The organism is Acidobacteriota bacterium, assembly GCA_040752915.1.
Classification (GTDB): domain Bacteria; phylum Acidobacteriota; class UBA4820; order UBA4820; family DSQY01; genus JBFLVU01.
In genome coordinates this window covers 1-17025 of the sequence record JBFMHB010000053.1, presented here as the reverse complement: position 1 = coordinate 17025, position 17025 = coordinate 1, and the positions used below count along the sequence as shown (strand labels likewise).

10 protein-coding genes are annotated in these 17025 nt (G+C 69.1%); 3 read left to right on the top strand and 7 right to left on the bottom strand.

The window, feature by feature from the left end:
* From AB1824_10105 to AB1824_10095, 3 genes are all read left to right on the top strand, one after another.
* Positions 1-135, top strand: a 135-nt coding sequence (locus AB1824_10105; GenBank protein MEW5765318.1) for an ATP-binding protein, incomplete at its 5' end; no start/stop codon positions are given.
* 162 nt (positions 136-297) lie between these two features.
* Complete coding sequence (locus AB1824_10100) at positions 298-1818, top strand: M48 family metalloprotease (protein MEW5765317.1); 1521 nt, start codon at positions 298-300, stop codon at positions 1816-1818.
* 307 nt (positions 1819-2125) lie between these two features.
* On the top strand, positions 2126-6628 hold the full coding sequence (locus AB1824_10095; GenBank protein ID MEW5765316.1) for a M20/M25/M40 family metallo-hydrolase: 4503 nt from the start codon (positions 2126-2128) through the stop codon (positions 6626-6628).
* Between the two features lie 97 nt (positions 6629-6725).
* Here AB1824_10095 and AB1824_10090 read toward each other — a convergent pair whose 3' ends face one another.
* The 7 genes from AB1824_10090 to AB1824_10060 form a co-directional block, all read right to left on the bottom strand.
* Positions 6726-7898 (bottom strand): ABC transporter permease, encoded by a 1173-nt coding sequence (locus AB1824_10090; protein MEW5765315.1) that lies wholly within the window; start codon positions 7896-7898, stop codon positions 6726-6728.
* Between the two features lie 94 nt (positions 7899-7992).
* The gene (locus AB1824_10085; GenBank protein ID MEW5765314.1) at positions 7993-9135 is read right to left on the bottom strand and encodes an FtsX-like permease family protein; all 1143 of its coding nucleotides are present in this window, start codon (positions 9133-9135) and stop codon (positions 7993-7995) included.
* Between the two features lie 292 nt (positions 9136-9427).
* On the bottom strand, positions 9428-10153 hold the full coding sequence (locus tag AB1824_10080) for an ABC transporter ATP-binding protein (protein ID MEW5765313.1): 726 nt from the start codon (positions 10151-10153) through the stop codon (positions 9428-9430).
* A 106-nt stretch (positions 10154-10259) separates the two neighbouring features.
* Positions 10260-11486, bottom strand: coding sequence for an efflux RND transporter periplasmic adaptor subunit (locus tag AB1824_10075; GenBank protein MEW5765312.1), 1227 nt, complete (start codon positions 11484-11486; stop codon positions 10260-10262).
* Between the two features lie 177 nt (positions 11487-11663).
* A complete protein-coding gene (carB, locus tag AB1824_10070) occupies positions 11664-14876 on the bottom strand; it encodes a carbamoyl-phosphate synthase large subunit (protein ID MEW5765311.1) in 3213 nt (1070 codons plus the stop codon).
* A gap of 13 nt (positions 14877-14889) precedes the next feature.
* On the bottom strand, positions 14890-16020 hold the full coding sequence (gene carA / locus AB1824_10065) for a glutamine-hydrolyzing carbamoyl-phosphate synthase small subunit (protein ID MEW5765310.1): 1131 nt from the start codon (positions 16018-16020) through the stop codon (positions 14890-14892).
* A gap of 512 nt (positions 16021-16532) precedes the next feature.
* Complete coding sequence (locus AB1824_10060; GenBank protein ID MEW5765309.1) at positions 16533-16826, bottom strand: YciI family protein; 294 nt, start codon at positions 16824-16826, stop codon at positions 16533-16535.
* Positions 16827-17025: the final 199 nt, after the last annotated feature.

The window sequence follows — 17025 nt, the reverse complement described above, 5'->3', positions numbered from 1 at the left end:
CAGGGGGGCACCGGCCTCGGCCTCGCCATCGTCCGGAAACTCGTGGAGGCCCACGGCGGCACCGTCGAGGGCGCCAACAACACCCCCGGGCCCGGCGCCACCTTCACCGTCCGCCTGCCCCTTATGAAAGAGTGAAAGTCCCTCTCGTCCCATGCCTTCAGTACTCATGGACTCGGAGACGTCGCGATTCGGGGCCTTTCGTCTTACGCCTGACGTCTCTCGTTTGAGGTCGGGCGTCTCACGTTTCACGTCTCACGAGCTGCTAATGTTAGGATGGAGAAAACGAAGGAGCCCGCCATGATCGGACGCCCCGCCGAATGCCGTCGCATCCATTGGATCCCCTTCTCCCTCTGCCTCCTCGCCGCTTGCGCCGTGAACCCCGTGACGCGCCAGAGCGAGATCATGCTCATCTCGGAGGCCCAGGAGGCTCAGATCGGCGCCGAGGCCGCCAAGCAGATCCAGCAGGAGTTCGGCCACTACCAGGGCCTTCCCGGCCTGAACGCCTACGTGAGCGAGGTGGGCCGCAAGCTCGCCGCCCATTCCCGGCGCAAGAACGTGACCTACCGCTTCCAGGTGCTGGACACCCCCGTCATCAACGCCTTCGCCCTCCCGGGCGGATACGTCTACGTCACGCGAGGCATCCTCGCCCGCATGTCGTCGGAGGACGAACTGGCGGCGGTCCTCGGCCACGAGATGACCCACGTGGACGCCCGCCACTCGGCCTCCCAGCTCTCCAAGCAGGCCCTGGCCGGCTTCGGACTCACGGCCCTCTCGATCCTGAGCCCCGATGTCGCCCAGAAGGCCGGCGGCCTCGTGGACGCCTCCCTCCAGCTGGCCTTCCTCGGCTATTCGCGGGACGACGAACGCGAGGCGGACGAGGGCGGCATCACCTACATGGAGGCCGCCGGCTACAATCCCCGTGGCGCCGCCAAGATGTTTCACATGTTCCTGGCCCTGGAAGAGAAGGAGCCCAGTTCCATGGAGCGGTTCCTCCTGAGCCACCCCCCCACGCAAGAGCGCCTCGAGTACGCCGAGGCCCGCATCGCCAAACTGGCCGCCACCCATCCCAAGCAGGCGGCCAAGGACTTGCGGCGGGAGGCGTTCCTCCGCAAGATCGAGGGCCTCGACCTGGGCCAGAGCCGGGGGGACAAGATCATCGCGGGCGGCGTTCTCACGTTGAAAGCCTCCCGAGCCGCCGTGGACGCCCCCGATGCCTACACCCCCAACCTGAGCCCCCCCGAGGGGGAAGCTCTCCTTGTCCGCGACGTGAAGCTCTCAGGCGGGGCCTCGACGCGCTACACACTCGGCGTGGAGGTGATCCCCACGAAGGGGCTGGGGCGCCAGGCCTTCATCCAGGACTACCTGAAAAAGGTGGAGGTGCCCCACCAGGTGCGGAGCTCCGACACCCTGCCCACGAAGGGCGCGGGAACCATGGACCTTCGCGTGCTGGACCTGACCGTCGAAGGGGGGACGCTCCGGGCCATGATGGGCTTCGCCTTCCGCGAGGAAACGGCCTTCGTCCTGTACGGGTACACCCGAGACGCCGATTTCCCCGCCGCCAAGGAGGAATTCCGCTCCTTCCTCGCGAGCCTTCGCTACCCCTCGGCTCAGGAGATTCAATCCGTGAAGAGTCCAAAACTCCGCCTCGTGACGGCCCGCACCGGCGACACGTGGAGCGCCCTCGCCCGCCGGGAGTACGGCAAGGAAGGCCCCGCCCCTCGACTCGCCCTCTACAACGGCATCTTCAACCCCGAAAGGCAGCCCGAGGCCGGGATGCTCCTCAAGGTCCCCGAGAAGCAGTTCCTCAAGGGGGAATGAGAGACGGGAAACGTGAGGGGCAAGGCGGAAGGCGGAAGGCGGAAGGAAAAGAAGGGGCATTTGGGATTTGGGATTTGGGATTTGGGATTTGTAAACAAAGGCGACAACGAGATCCGTGGGGCGGGCGCCCTCGCCCGCCTGTCCTCGATTCTTCCTAGTCCCCTCGTCCCCTCGTCCCCTAGTCCCCCACTCTCGAATACCGGACCGGTTTGCCTTTCGGGGCCCGGCGCCTTAGAGTGAATCCAGCGCGCTGCGGCCCGGGCCCTTGGGAGGGGCGGGAGGGCTCCGGCGCCCCGGGGGACCTCTCATGCGAAAAGCCGTTCTGTCTTTGGTAGTTCTGGCCGCGTGGATCCCGCTCGCCTTGCTGGCGGGCTCTTCCGAATTCCTCGTCGCCATCGAGCGACGCGCGCCGGACGACCTTTCGTTTCTTCGGACCGCCGACGTCCCCGTGATCCTGGAGACCGCGGGCACGCTCTTCGCGGCAGGCGGGACGGAAACGCTGAACCGGCTCGAGGACTTCGGTTACCCACTCCACATCCTCGACGCCGACCCAGGGGCCTGGACGTACCTCCAGGTGGGGATCCGGCCCGATTCGGACCTCTCGGCCCTCCAGCGCGCGGGCACCGTGGTCTACACGGAGGAGAACTGGGTGCTCCTCCGGCTCTGGCCGGGCCTGGACGCGCGAGCCATCGGAGACGGCCGCTTCTTCGTCGCCCCCCTGCCCCGCGAACCCGTGGCCGCCCCGCGCCCTGTCCAGACGGGACGGGCGCTCGGCTCACCACTCTTGGCCCCCAATCCTCTCGTCCAGCGCATGGTCAACCGGGTGGTCCATCAGAACGTGGACTCCACCTGGCAGACGGTGGTCCCGCCAAACCCTCCCGGGACGGGGACTCGCTACACGACGACCGCGGGGTGCGGGGACGAGGCGGCCTGGGCCTTTTCCTTCTTCCAGGGCCTCGGTTACGACACCGAGTACCAGAACTACCGGTCCGGCTACGCCCCCAACGTCATCGCCACGCGCGCCGGCCAGGTCCACCCCGAGGACGTCTACATCCTCATCGGCCACCTGGACGACATGCCCTCTTCGGGCTACGCGCCCGGGGCCGACGACAACGCCTCGGGGAGCGTGGCCGTCCTCGAAGCGGCGCGGGTCATGGCCTGCGACGTCTTCGACGCGACCCTCAAGTTCATCCTCGTCACGGGAGAGGAGACCGGCCTGGAGGGGAGCGCGGCCTACGCGGCGGCGGCCCAGGCCTCCGGCGAGAACATCCTCGGCGTGGTGAACATGGACATGCCGGGGTGGGAAGGGGACGGCTCCCCCTCGCCCGAGAACCTCGACCTGAACTACAATTCCGCCAGCCAGCCCCTGGGCCAGCTCTTCGCGCAGGCCGCCTCCACTTACGGGACGGGCCTGAGCGTGGACGCGTTCCTCTGCCCCAGCCTCACGGCCTCCGACCACTATTCCTTCTGGCAGAGGGGCTACCCGGCGGTCTGCGGCATCACGGACAACGAGGGCTACTGCAGTCACGGCGGGCACTATCCCTACTACCACACGAGCAACGACACCATCGTGAACTGCGGCAATCCCAGCTTCTTTTACTCCGTCGTTCGCGCCTCCGTGGCCGCCATGGGCGAGCTGGCCCAGCCCTTCAAGGTGGCCTTCGGCGCACCCGCCTACGCCTGTTCGGCTTCAGCCCAGGTGGTCCTGGGCGACCGGGACCTCAACACCGACCCCCTGGCCGTCGAGACCGCCACGGTGTCCGTCTCCAGCACCCGGGAGAGCGTGGCGGAGACGGTGCTCCTCACGGAGGAGTCGGCCGACTCCCCCGTCTTCCGCGGCTCCATCGCCCTCGCCACGACTCCGCCCGCACACGGGGACGGGACTCTGAGCGTGAACGAGGGCGACACCCTCACCGCTTCCTACGTGGACGCCCTGGACTGCAGCGGCGCCTCGGGCACGACCTACACGGGGACCGCCCTCGTGGACTGCACCGCCCCCGCCATTTCCGCCGTGGCCTCCTCCTCCATCACCGAATCCACGGCCCTGATCACGTGGACCACCGACGAGGCCTCCACCAGCCGGGTGCGCTACGGCCCCGCGGCCCCGCCCTCCTCGACCGCCGAGGACGGCGCTTTCGTCACCGCCCACTCGGTGGCCCTCACCGGCCTCACCCCCTGCACGACCTACCGCTTTGCCGTCTCCTCCTCCGACGCCGCGGGGAACGAGGCGCAGGACGACAACGGCGGACTCTACTTCACTTTCAAGACCACCGGGCGCGCCTACGCCTTCGGCCCCGAGACGGTGGAGGGGACCCCGTCCCTCGTCCCGGGCGGCCAGTGGCACGCCTCCACCTGCCGCGCCTTCGCCGGAACGCGCGCCTGGAAATGCGGCGCCGCTTCCTGCTCGGGCACCTACGCCAATTCCCAGGACGCCTTCCTGACCAGCCCCGCGGTGGACCTCGGAGGCCCCGGCCACGGCTACCGCCTCCGCTTCCGCGAGTGGTACGACACCGAGAGCGGCTACGATTACTGCTACGTCCAGGTCAGCGTCAACGGCGGCTCCACCTGGACCACCATCCGCTCGGGCGTCTCGGGAAGCTCCGGCGGCTGGGTCCTGAGGGACCTGGACCTCTCGGCCTACTCGGGATCGGCCTTCCAGGTGCGCTTCTGGTTCCACACGGATTCGAACACCGTGGCCGAAGGGTGGTACCTCGACGAGGTGGAGGTGAGCCGCGCCGAGGCCTGCGCCCCGGACCCGCTCGCCTGCACGGCCGTCGGGAGCCCCCTCGACGGCGACGCGCCCCTGACCGTCTCCTTCTCCGGCCAGGCACTCGGCGGCACGCCTCCCTACGTCTTCACCTGGATCTACGGCGACGGCACCCCGAACGGCTCGGGCGCCTCCGTAACCCACACCTACAACGCCCCGGGCACCTTCACGGCCCGGCTCCAGACCACCGACTCGGGCGCCCCCGCGCAGACGGCCTACTCGGACTTCATCACCGTGGTGGCCCGCGCTCCCCTGGCCGCTTCCGCCTCGGCCTCCGTCCAGCGCGGCCTGGCGCCCCTGTCCGTGCAGTTCTCGTCCTCGGCCTCGGGCGGGACCCCGCCGTACACCTACGCCTGGACTTTCGGCGACGGCTCCGCCGGCTCCGGGTCCTCCCCAGCCCATACCTACGCCGCGGCCGGTGTCTACACGGCGCGGCTCACGGTCACCGACTCCAAGGTCCCACCGCGGACGGCCCAGGGGCCCGATCTCTCCATCACGGTGCGGCAGGCCCTCGCCTCCGGCGCCGCCGCCTACCCGAACCACGGCCAGCCGCCCCTGGAGGTGGCCTTCACCTCCTCCGCCTCGGGCGGCATCCCCCCCTACACCTATGCGTGGACCTTCGGGGATGGAGGAACCTCCACCGAATCCTCGCCGCACCATACCTACGCCTCGCCGGGCACCTACGAGGCGCGACTGACCGTCACCGACGCCGATGCGCCCGCCCAGACCGCCGAGGCCTCCCCGGTGTCGGTTCTCGTGACCGAGGTGCTCTCCGCCTCGGCCTCGGCCCAGCCCCAGACGGGTCACGCCCCCCTGGCCGTCACCTTCTCGGGAGACGCTTCGGGCGGCCTGCCCCCGCTCACCTTCTCCTGGAGCTTCGGCGACGGCAGCCCCGCCGTCGAAGGGCCCTCCGTCCTGCACACCTACACCCAGGCCGGGTCCTATTCGGCCTCCCTCACGGTGACCGATTCCAGCGAGCCCCCCGTGGCCGTTATCGCCGTGCCCGTGACCGTCACGGTCTACCCGGCCCTGACCGCCTCCTCCCTGGCCCAGCCCCTTTCCGGCGTGGCGCCCCTCACGGTGGCCCTCTCCGCCTCGGCTTCGGGCGGACTGCCTCCCTACACCTTCACGTGGGACCCGGGCGACGGCGGCGGCCCCCTGGAGGGCGCGTCCCTGTCCCACGCGTACACCGAGCCGGGGACCTACACGGTGCGGTGCACGGCCCGCGACGCGGCCGACCCCGCCGGCTCCGTCGCGGCGCCCGACCTCACCGTCACCGTCCATGCGCCCCTCACGGCCTCCGCGCAGGCCGATCCCCCCGCCGGCCTGGCCCCCTTCGACACGACCCTCTCCGCCGCCGCCTCGGGAGGGCTTCCGCCCTACAACTTCGCCTGGAGCTTCGGAGATGGCGCCACCGCCTCCGGCTCGCCCGTCCTCCACACCTACGCCGCCGCCGGGACCTACGATGCCGTCGTGACGGTGAGCGACGCCTCGGGCCAGAGCGCCCAGGCCCACGCCGCCGTGGCCGCCGTCTCCCCCCTCTCGCTTTCGGTTCAGTCCTCCCCCGAGCGCGGAAACGCCCCCCTGACGGCCACCCTGACGGCCTCCCCATCGGGCGGCCTGGCGCCGTTCACCTTCGCCTGGACCTTCAGCGACGGCTCCTCCGCGGCGGGTTCCCCCGTCCTGCACACCTTCGCGAGCCCCGGGACGTACACCGCCACCGCAACGGCCACCGACGCCCTCGGCCAGACGGCCTCCGCCTCCGTCGCCGTCACCGCCGTGAATCCGCCCGTCCTCGCCTCCGCCCTCAAGAAGACGGGCCCCTTCCGCCTCAAGGTCCGCGGGAGCAACTTCCACTCCGGCGCCCAGGTCCTCGTCAACGGGACCCCCGTGCCCGAGACGCGGCGCCGCTCCGACACCGAACTCGTCGCCCGGGGGGGCGCCGCCCTCAAGGCCCTCCTGCCCAAGGGCCAGGCCGTCTCCCTCACCGTCCTCAACCCCGACGACGGCGGCACCTCCGCCCCCCTGCCCTTCACGAGGTGACGCGAACCCCGAAGGGGCGGCTCTCCGCGGCCGCCCCTTCGGAAGGATTCGCGCCGGACGGCGCCTTCGGCGGGGTGAGGGCTCCCTCGGAATTCCGCTACAGCTCGCGCAAGGCGGCGGCGACGGGGATGCGGGCGGCGCGGAGAGCGGGCGGAAGGCCCCCGAGGAAGCCCATGAGGAGGGCGAATCCGAGGCCCTGGAGGAGGAGAGCGGGGGTGACCCGGAAGGCGAAGGCCAGCTGGCTGAAGGTCTGCCAGTTGATGGTGGATGTGGTGACGCCGTTGAGGGGAATGACCAGGAGGTCGCCGAGGAGGCCGCCGAGGAGGGCGATTGCGAGGGCCTCGAAGAGCCAGGAGAGGACGACGGCCCGGGGCGAGAAACCGATGGCCCGCAGGGTGGCCATTTCGCGGACCCGGGCGGCGAGGGCCGAGTAGAGGGTGTTGAGGGCCGCGAAAAGGGCGCCCACGCCCATGACCACGGCGACGAGGTAGCCCAGGACGCGGATCATGGTGGAGACTACCCGGGACTGCTTGGCGTAGTAGAGGTCCTCCCGGTCCACCTGGACGGTGAGGCGCGGATCGGCCTTGAGGGCCTTTTCGAAGGCGGGCAGGTGCGCCGGGTCGCTCAGGCGCACGGTCACGGATTGGAAGATGTGTTCGGGCCGTTTGAAGGTCTGGTTGAGGATGCGGGCGTCGGCCCAGACCTCCGAGTCGAAGGCGGAGTTCCCCGCGTCGAGGATGCCCACGACCTTCCAGGTGCGTCCGCCGAAGGCCGGCGTGTCCCCCAGGGAGAAGCCCTCGTACATCTGTTCGGCGTTCTTGCCCACCACCAGTTCGGACAGGCCCGGGGTCAAAAAGCGCCCCCGTGCCATGCGGAGGTTGTCCCGCACGGCGAGCGCGTCCTCGGAGACGCCGCGCACCTGGGCGAGGGCTTCGGACCGGGAGGCCCGGTGGCGGAAGGCCCCAATGGCCACCACCTCCATGCTCACCAGGGGACGCCCCCGGCGGTCCCGGGCCACCTGCGGGGCGTCGGCCACCACGCGGGCCTGGTCGAGCAGGACGACGCTCTCCATTTCCGAGCTGGATCCCGCCCTCCGGATGAGGGCGTTGCGGGGCGAGCCCGACTCCACGAGGGTCGCCTCGAAACCGTGGGCCAGGGAGAGGACCGCCACGAAGACCGCAACGGCCCCGCCGATGCCCAGCACCGCCACCGAGGTGGAGGCCCACCGGACCCGGATGGAGCGCAGGTTGTAGATCAGCGGCACCGCCATGGCCGACTCCCCGCTTTCAAGTCCGCAATCCCATATCCAAAATCCGCAATTCGAAATTCCAAATCCGAAATTCCAATTCGGCTCCCTCTTTGCCCTAGACTCTCCTGAGCGCGTCCACGATCTTCAGTCGCATGGCGGCGAGGGCGGGAAGGAGCCCCGCCAGCAGGCCCACGAGGAGGGCGAAGCTCAGGCCCAGGGCCATCTTCTGCGGAGAGAAGTAAAAGGCCACCAGCAGGCCCTGGGTGGGGTCTCCACCGAGGGTGAAGGCCTTGGCGCCCAGGACCCCCGCGCCCCCTCCCAGGAGAGCGTACAGGCACGATTCGCTCAGGATCAGGGCCAGCACGGCGCCGTCCGAGTAGCCCAGGGTCTTGAGGACGCCGATCTCCCCCATGCGCTCCCTCACGGCGATGGCCATGACGTTGCCCGTGACGAGCAGGAGCGTGAAGAAGACCACCGAGCCGATGGAGAGGATGAGGGCCTGGATGTTTCCCATCTGGCGCACGAAGCCCGCGGCGAAGGCCTTCTCGGTCTCGGCCGCCGTCTCGTAGGAGGAGTTGGCGAAGCGGTCGTTGATGGCCGCCGCCGCGGCGGCGGCGCGGTCGGGGTCGCCCACCTGAACGACGTACCAGCCCACCGTGCCCTTGCCGAAGGGGCGGCGCTCCTCCAGGTAGTCGTACCGGAACCAGAACTGCTGGGTGTCGTCCTCCGGGCGGCTCCCCTCGTAGATGGCCCGCAGGTTGAACTCCCACACACCCGTCCAGATGGTCCCCTTGAGGGGGATGCGGTCGCCAAGCTTCCAGCCGAAGCGCTCGGCGAGCTTGCGCCCCACGGCGCAGGCCTGGCGATCCCTCAGAAAGTCGGTCCATTGGGAGGGCTCCACGCGGAACTCGGGGTAGACCTCGAGGTAGTGGTCCGCGTCGATGGCGAAGTTGGGGAAGAAATTGCGCTCGTCCTGGTAGATGCCCCCGAACCACGTGGCGTAGGTCACCTTGCGGACGCCCGGAACGAGCAGGATCCGGTCCCGGTAGGCGTAGGGCAGGGGCATGATGAGGGAGACCTTGTTGCGGACGATGAGGCGGTCCGCGCCGGCCACTTCGAGTCCCTGGTTGAAGGCCGTCTGCACCGCCGCCAGCACTCCGAAGAGGAAGAGGGCCACGGCGTAGGAGCCCACCGTCAAGGCAAGCCGTGCCTTCTTCCGCGTCACATTCGCCAGCAGGAGAGGGAGGAAGCGGGTCATGGGGAGATGGCCAAGGGAAAAGGGGGAAGGCGGAAGGGGGAAGGCGGAAGGAAAAGAAGGGGCAATGGGGACTTGGGATTGCGGATTTCGGATTTGGAAAGAAGGGAAAAGGGAGACGGGAGACCGGAAATGCTAAGTCGAGATCCGTGGGGCGGGCGCCCTCGCCCGCCTGCCCTCGCGCTCTCTTTCACCCAAGCCAGCCGCGCTCGCCGCATGGCGTCCGTATCCTCCCCTACTTCCCTACTCCCCTACTCACTTACTCACCTACTCACCTACTCACTTACTCACCTACTCACTCCCCCACTCCCCCTGTCTTCGCCTCTACGAGAACCCCCTTCTCGAGGTGGAGGAGGGTTCCGGCGCGCTCGGCGGCCCTCGGGTCGTGGGTTACCATGAGGATGGTTTTTCCGAATTCCGCGGAGAGCCGCTCCAGAAGGTCCATGACCTCGCGGGCGCTCGTCCGGTCGAGGTCCCCCGTGGGTTCGTCGCAGAGGAGGAAGGTGGGGTCCGCCACCAGGGCGCGGGCGATGGCCACCCTCTGCTCCTGGCCGCCCGAGAGCTGGCGGGGGTAGTGCTTGAGGCGGTCGCTCAAGCCCACCAGGGCGAGGGCCGCTTCCACGTGGTCCCTCCTCTCGGCCTTGGTCAGCCGGGTGAGGAGGAGAGGCAGTTCCACGTTCTGGAAGGCCGTGAGGACGGGCATGAGGTTGTACATCTGGAAGACGAAGCCCACGTGGCGCGCCCGCCAGGCGGAGAGCTTGGACCCGGACATGTGGGTGATCTCGTCCCCGTCCACGGTGATGGAGCCGCGGGTGGGCAGGTCGAGACCCCCGAGGAGGTTGAGCAGGGTCGTCTTGCCCGAGCCCGAGGGCCCCATGAAGGCCACGAACTCTCCCCGCTCCACGTCCAGGTGGAGGCCGCTCAGGATGTGGAGCGTCTCCCCTCCCCGCATGTACTCCTTGTCCAGGTCGCGGACGCGGATGAGGGCGCTCCCGTCGGATCGTCCGTCCACTCGCACCATGCATCCTCCGAAAGAGCCCGCGGCCTCCGCCGCCCCTCCCCGCCGCCGGCGGGAGGAATCGCGACCCGCGCCGCTGCGGGCGGGGCCCCATGATCTTTCGTCTTCCCTACCTTTTCTCGATGGCCCGCATGCCGTCCTTGAGTCCCGCCAGGTCCTTGATCACCAGGCGGTCCCCGGGCGCGCACCCCGAGAGCACGTCCACGTCCATGCCCCGGCGTTCGCCGAGGGTCACATCCCTCCGCGACAGGCGCCCCTCCTTCAGGACGAAGACGTACCGGCGGCCGTCTTCCTCCCAGACCGCCTCGGAGGGCACCGTCGCCGCGGCCCGGGGCGCCCCTACCGGCGGGGCGTCGGCCAGGAAGGTCACCTTCACGCCCATGTCGGGAAGGATGCGCGGATCGAGGGCGCCGAAGGAGATGCGGACCTTGACGGTGGCCTTCTGGCGGTCGGCGGTGGGGATCACCGTGCGCACGAAGGCGGGGATCTTCCAATCCGGGTAGGCGTCGAGCACGGCCTCCACGCGCTGGCCCGGCCGCACCTTGGCGATGAAGGACTCGTTGACGTCCACCTCGATTTCGAGGGAGGCCATGTCCACGATGGTGGCGATCCCCGTCCGGGTGAATCCCCCGCCCGCCGAAACCGGGGAAACCATCTCCCCCACCTGCGCGTCCTTGGACACGGCGATCCCGCCGAAGGGCGCTCTCACGGTGCAGTTGTCCAGATCCTGGCGGGCGACACTCTCGCGGGCCCGGGCGGCCTTCAAGGCCTCCTGCGCCGAATCGAGCCGGGCCCGGGCGCTGTCGTAGGCCGTTCGGGCGCGGTCCCTCTCGTTGTCGCTGGCGAAGCCCGCGCGGTGCAGGGAGGAGACCCGCTGGAACTCGAGGTCCGCCATGGACAGGGCGGCCCGGGCGTCGGGGACCTGGGCGTCGGCGACCTTGGCGTCGGCCTCGGCGGATACGAGGCGGGCCCGGGCGTCCGAGTCGTCGAGCCGGGCGAGAACCTGCCCCGCCTCCACCTCCATCCCCTCGTCCACGAGCATCTCCACCACCCGGCCCGTGATCTTCGCCGCCACCGTGGCCCGGCGGCGGGGGGTCACGTAGCCGCTCGCGTTCAGGACCGCCGAACCCTCTCCGCCCGCCGGTTGGGCGGCCTCCGCCAGGACCACCTCCGTCGGCTTCGCGGCCGATCGGAGGAGAAAGAAGGTCACGAGGAGGCCGGCGGCGATTCCCAGGCCGAGCCACAGCTTCCGTTTCGGGCCCTTCTGGAAGGATCGCGCCCCTTCGGGGATTTGCAGGGAGGAGAGGTCCTTCCGGGTCGTTTCATTCGCGTCCATGGTTCATCCCTCGAATCAACTCGTCGCGGTGATGGATCGAAGTCCCATGGTAAACGGTGAATCCCTGGCCGTAAACGGGAGCGGTGAACCCTGTCGGAGCCGCGCCTCCGGAGTGGGCCAACGCGCGGCCTGGGGCCGCCTCCCCGGCCAATCGCGCAGGGCCTCACGATGGGCGCGTCACGGCCCGCTCAGGCCCTGCCACTCATTCAGGGGTCGGTAATCGGGACGACCGGAGCGCTGGGCGCGGATGCCCGCCAGGGCGGCCCGGGCCGCCTCCACGCTCGTCAGGCAGGGTACCTGGAGGGCGATGGCCTCCACCCGGATGGCCGCCTCGTCGAACTGGCTCTTGCGGCCCAGGGGCGTGTTGATGACCATCCGGAGGTCGCCCCGGCGCAGGAGGTCCACGGCGTCCGGCTTGCCCTCGCCCACCTTGTTCACGCTCTCGCAGGGAATCCCGCTGGCCTCGAGGAGGGCCCGGGTCCCCGAGGTGGCGAACAGGCGGAACCCCGCCTTCACATAGCCGGCGGCCACGGGGACGAAGGGGGCCTTGTCCGAGTCGCGCACGCTCACGAAGACCCCGCCCTCCGACGGGAAGGCCGTTCCGGCGGCGGTGAGGGCCTTGGCGAAGGCCACGCCGAAATCGGGACCGATGCCCATGACCTCGCCCGTGGATTTCATTTCGGGCCCCAGGATGGGGTCCTCTCCGCGCAGGCGCGCGAAGGGGAAGACCGACGCCTTCACGTAGACCGAGGAGGGGGCCGGGAGCCGGGGGGCCACTTCGGAGAGGCGCCGGCCCGCCACGAGCCGGGCGGCGAGCCTCGGGAAGGGCACACCCCGGGCCTTGGCCAGGAAGGGGACGGTGCGCGAGACGCGCGGATTCACTTCCAGAACGTACAGCGTATCCCCGCGGAGGGCGAACTGGACATTGAGGAGCCCGACGACGCCCAGTTCGAGCGCCATGGCGCGCGTGGCTTCCTCGATCTGCTCCACGATTTTCGCGGGGAGGGTCTGGGGCGGAAAGACCTGGGAGGAGTCGCCCGAATGGATCCCCGCCTTCTCCACGTGTTCGAGGATGCCGCACAGGAGGGCCTCGCGGCCGTCGCACAGGGCGTCGGCGTCCACCTCCACGGCTTCCTCCAGGAAGCGGTCCAGAAGGAGGGGGTTGTCCTCGCTCACGGCCATGGCCGCGGCCAGGTAGGCGTCGAGGTGCTCCTCGCCCGTGACCACGGCCATCCCCTGGCCCCCCAGGACGTAGGAGGGGCGGACGATGAGGGGGAACCCCAGGGCGTCGGCCTCCCGACGGGCCGCCTCCACCGAGCGCGCGATGGCCCCCTCGGGGAAACTCAGACCCATTTTCCGGCACAGGTCCTGAAAGGCCTCCCGGTCCTCGGCCCGGTGAATGGCCGCGGGGGACGTGCCCCGGAGGGGGTACCCGAGGCGCTCCAGGTCCCGGGCCAGCTTGAGGGGCGTCTGCCCCCCGAAGGTGACCACGACGCCCGAGGGCCTCTCCACGTCGAGGACCGCGGTGACGTCCTCCAGGGTCACGGGCTCGAAGTAGAGCCTCGTGGCCGTGTCGAAGTCCGTGGAGACGGTCTCGGGGTTGCAGTTCACCATCACCGTATCGAAGCCCTCGTCTGCGAACCCCATGACGGCCTGGCAGCAGCAGTAGTCGAACTCGATGCCCTGGCCGATGCGGTTGGGGCCGCTTCCGAGGACGACCATCGTCTTTCCGCGCGGCGGGTCCGCCTCCGTGTGGTCCTCGTAGGCGCTGTAGAAATACGGGGTGCGCGCGTCGAACTCGGCGGCGCAGGTGTCGACCCCGAGGAAGGAGGGCGCGAGCCCCGCATCCTTCCGGCGGGCCCGGACGGCGTCCTCGCCGCACCGCCAGAGGCCCGCCAGCGTGCGGTCCGAGAGCCCCTTGCGCTTGAACTGCCGAAGCACCGAAGGCGGGCAGGAATCGAGGGTGAAGAACCGTGCGCGATTCTCCGCGGCCACGAGGGACTCGATCTCCTGGAGGAACCACGGGTCGATGCCCGTCAGCTCGTGGACCTCGCTCACCGATAGCCCGTGGTTGAAGGCCAGCGCCACGTAGAAGAGCCGCTCCCAGTTCGGCTCCTGGAGCTTCTGGAGGAGGGTGGCGCGGTCGGGCACCCGGTCCACTCCGTCGAGAAGGCCGTACCGGCCCACCTCCAGGGAGCGGACCGCCTTGCTCAGGGATTCGGTGAAGGTCCGGCCGATGGCCATGACTTCCCCGATGGACTTCATGGCCGTCGTGAGGGTGGGGTCGGCGCCCTTGAACTTGTCGAAGGCCCAGCGCGGAACCTTCGTCACCACGTAGTCGATGGTGGGCTCGAAGGAGGCCGGGGTGGTCCCGGTGATGGCGTTGGGGATCTCATCGAGGGTCTTGCCGAGGGCGAGGAGGGTGGCCACGCGGGCGATGGGATACCCCGTGGCCTTGCTCGCCAGGGCCGAGGAGCGGGAGACCCTCGGGTTCATCTCCACCACCACGATGCGGCCCGTCCCCGGGTGGAGGGCGAACTGCACGTTGGACCCGCCCGTTTCGACCCCTACGGTCCGGAGCACCTTGAGGCCCCAGTCCCGCATGATCTGGTATTCCTTGTCGGTGAGGGTCTGGGCGGGGGCCACGGTGATGGAGTCCCCGGTGTGGACCCCCATGGGGTCGAGGTTCTCGATGGAGCAGACGACGATGGCGTTGTCCGCCCCGTCGCGGATGACCTCGAGTTCGAACTCCTTCCACCCGATGAGGCTCTCCTCCACGAGGACGGCGTGGACGGGGCTCAGGGCGAGGCCGTCCTTGAGGAGCCTCTCCAGCGCCTCCCGGTCCCTCGCGATGCCGCCCCCCACGCCCCCTAGGGTGAAGGAGGGACGCAGGATGGCCGGATAGCCCACCTCGCCGATGCGCCCCAGGCCCTCCTCGACGGACCGCGCCACGAAGGAGCGGGAGGTGGGGAGGCCCGCCCGCGTCATGGCGGCCTTGAAAAGCTCCCGATCCTCCGCCGTCTCGATGGCCTCCGTGGAGGCGCCGATGAGGCGGGCGCCGTGGCGCTCGAAGATGCCCGCGCGCGCGCAGGCCACCGCGAGGTTGAGCCCCGTCTGGCCGCCCACCGTCGGGAGGACGGCCTCCACCTTCTCCCGCGCCAGGAGCGACTCCACGGCCTCGGGGACCATGGGCTCGATGTACACCGCGTCGGCGAGGCCCGGGTCCGTCATCAGGGTCGCGGGGTTGGAGTTCAGGAGGACGACCCGGATCCCCTCCTCCTTGAGGGCCTTGATGGCCTGCACCCCCGAGTAGTCGAACTCGCAGGCCTGGCCGATGACGATGGGCCCCGACCCGATCACCAGGACGCTCTTGGGCGCCGCGCCGCTCATGGGAGAGCCCCGCTCATCTCTCCTCCATGCGCCGGATGAACTCGTCGAAGAGGTAGAGGGAGTCGTGGGGCCCCGGGCTGGCCTCGGGGTGGTACTGGACGGAAAAGACGTTGAGCTCCCGGTGGCGCATCCCCTCCACCGTGCCGTCGTTCAGGCTCCGGTGGGTCACCTCGAAGACCTCCGGTAGGCTCCCTTCGTCCACGGCGAACCCGTGGTTCTGGCTCGTGACCTCCACCCTCTGCTTCGGGAGGCACATGACCGGGTGGTTGGCGCCCCGGTGGCCGAAGGGGAGCTTGTAGGTCTGGCCGCCGAAGGCCAGGGCCAGGAGCTGGTGGCCGAAGCAGATGCCGAAGGTGGGGTAGTGCTCGGCGGCGTAGCGGACGAGGGGAAGGGCCCCACGAGCCATTTCCGGGTTGCCGGGGCCGTTTCCCAGAAAGACCCCATCGGGGCCCAGGGCCACCAGATCCCTCACCGCGCTGTAAGCGGGGATCACGGTCACCTCGCAGCCCCTCAGGAGAAGGTTGCGCAGGATGTTCTCCTTCAGGCCGAAGTCCACGGCCACCACGTGCAGGCGCCCCGAGGCCACCCGGCCCGGCGCGAGGGTCTCCTTGAAGTGCGGCGGTTCCTGGCCGGGCTCGTGGCGGAAGGCGTAGGCCTTGCGGCAGGAGACTTCCGAGGTCAGGTCCTGGTTGTCGATGCCCGGGAAGCGATCCAGCTTTTCCCGCGCCAGGTGAGCGTCGAGGGGCTCATTGGTCAGGAGGGCCTTCAGGGCTCCCCGGCTTCGGAGGTGGCGGGTGAGGGCCCGCGTGTCCACCTCCTTGAGCCCCACCACGCCGTGCTCCTTCAGGTAGCTGTCCAGGGTCCCCCGGGCCCGCCAGTTGGAGGGCAGGACCGAGACCTCCCGGACGAGGAAGCCCCTGAGGTGCGGCTGGCGGGATTCCACGTCCTCCGGATTGACGCCGTAGTTCCCCATGTGGGGATAGGTCATGACCACGAGCTGGCCGGCGTAGGAAGGATCGGTAAGGATCTCCTGGTACCCCACCATGGCCGTCTGGAAGACCGCTTCCCCGAGGACCGTTCCGTGAAATCCGAATCCCCTGCCCCGGAACAGGCTTCCGTCCTCCAGGAGCAGGTACCCCTCCATGCCGTCCTCCCGCGCGGTCCTACGGAGGATAGCACAAGGAACGCGCGGGAAACAGGCCGCGGGGCCTCGGCGCAGGACGCTGGAATGCCGTGGCACGATCGGAAGGGATGCTACGAGCGGGTTCGCGGGGACACGGCGGAGAAGGCCCCACGATTCAAAGCATCGAGGTGAACGCACGGCAGAGGCATGGCGGATGGGGCGGCGGCAGCCATCGCGGAGCCCCTCATGGCTTTCAGCAACAAGGCGCCCCCTCGCGTGACCCGGCCCCTCTTTCTAGTGGGAGGCGTCGCCTCACGCGGATCTTCTGCCGCCCTTGTCGCTCTTTTCTGGTTGCCTGTTTCGCTGTTTCCCCGTCTCCGCTTGAACCTGGCCATCGCCCCACGCCGATCTCTCGTAGGGGCGGCCCTCAGTGGCCACTCCTCGAAGGAACTGCAATGCAGGAAAAAGACCGTCTGGAGAAGATCTGGCGTTACAAGACCTGCCCTGTGTCCGTCTTGACCCTGTTTCCCTCCTTACGTTCTTGCGCGCGTACGAATTGGTATGATTTCAATGTTCTTCCAAACGCCGCCAAGAACGTACGGCTCTCTTGATAACCAGGTGTTTTCCAATTCCTCGCGGGAGGAGAACTCAGACACGACGACTGAGCCGATCATCTGGCCGTTGTCGTTGAGAATGGCGCATCCGTATTTGAAAATGCCCATTTGATTGAATTGGTCAAAGAGGGCAAGGTGTCTCTCTCGAGCTGCAAGGCGCCGATTCAAGGCTTCGTCATCGTTCCCGTCATGAGCGATCAACATGAATTCCATCTAATCACCTGTTGGAATTGGCCTAACGCTTCGATGAACGGGGCCAGGCGGGGTCAGGTCTCGGGGCCAAGCGGGGTCACCCATTAGTCGGCCCCTGTCAACGGGCACTCTTTTCCTTGGCGGCCTCTTCTCTTGGCCGCGTCCTTGGACCCTTCTCATAGGGCCAGGCCGTTGGGGCTCCGGTGGCTGCGCGCCCTCG

Bases quoted from the DNA above. Each gene is read 5' to 3' on its own strand.
- AB1824_10100 (MEW5765317.1), top strand. From the start codon at position 298: ATGATCGGACGCCCCGCCGAATGCCGTCGCATCCATTGGATCCCCTTC.
- AB1824_10095 (MEW5765316.1), top strand. From the start codon at position 2,126: ATGCGAAAAGCCGTTCTGTCTTTGGTAGTTCTGGCCGCGTGGATCCCG.
- AB1824_10090 (MEW5765315.1), bottom strand. From the start codon at position 7,898: ATGGCGGTGCCGCTGATCTACAACCTGCGCTCCATCCGGGTCCGGTGG.
- AB1824_10085 (MEW5765314.1), bottom strand. From the start codon at position 9,135: ATGACCCGCTTCCTCCCTCTCCTGCTGGCGAATGTGACGCGGAAGAAG.
- AB1824_10080 (MEW5765313.1), bottom strand. From the start codon at position 10,153: ATGGTGCGAGTGGACGGACGATCCGACGGGAGCGCCCTCATCCGCGTC.
- AB1824_10075 (MEW5765312.1), bottom strand. From the start codon at position 11,486: ATGGACGCGAATGAAACGACCCGGAAGGACCTCTCCTCCCTGCAAATC.
- carB (MEW5765311.1), bottom strand. From the start codon at position 14,876: ATGAGCGGCGCGGCGCCCAAGAGCGTCCTGGTGATCGGGTCGGGGCCC.
- carA (MEW5765310.1), bottom strand. From the start codon at position 16,020: ATGGAGGGGTACCTGCTCCTGGAGGACGGAAGCCTGTTCCGGGGCAGG.
- AB1824_10060 (MEW5765309.1), bottom strand. From the start codon at position 16,826: ATGGAATTCATGTTGATCGCTCATGACGGGAACGATGACGAAGCCTTG.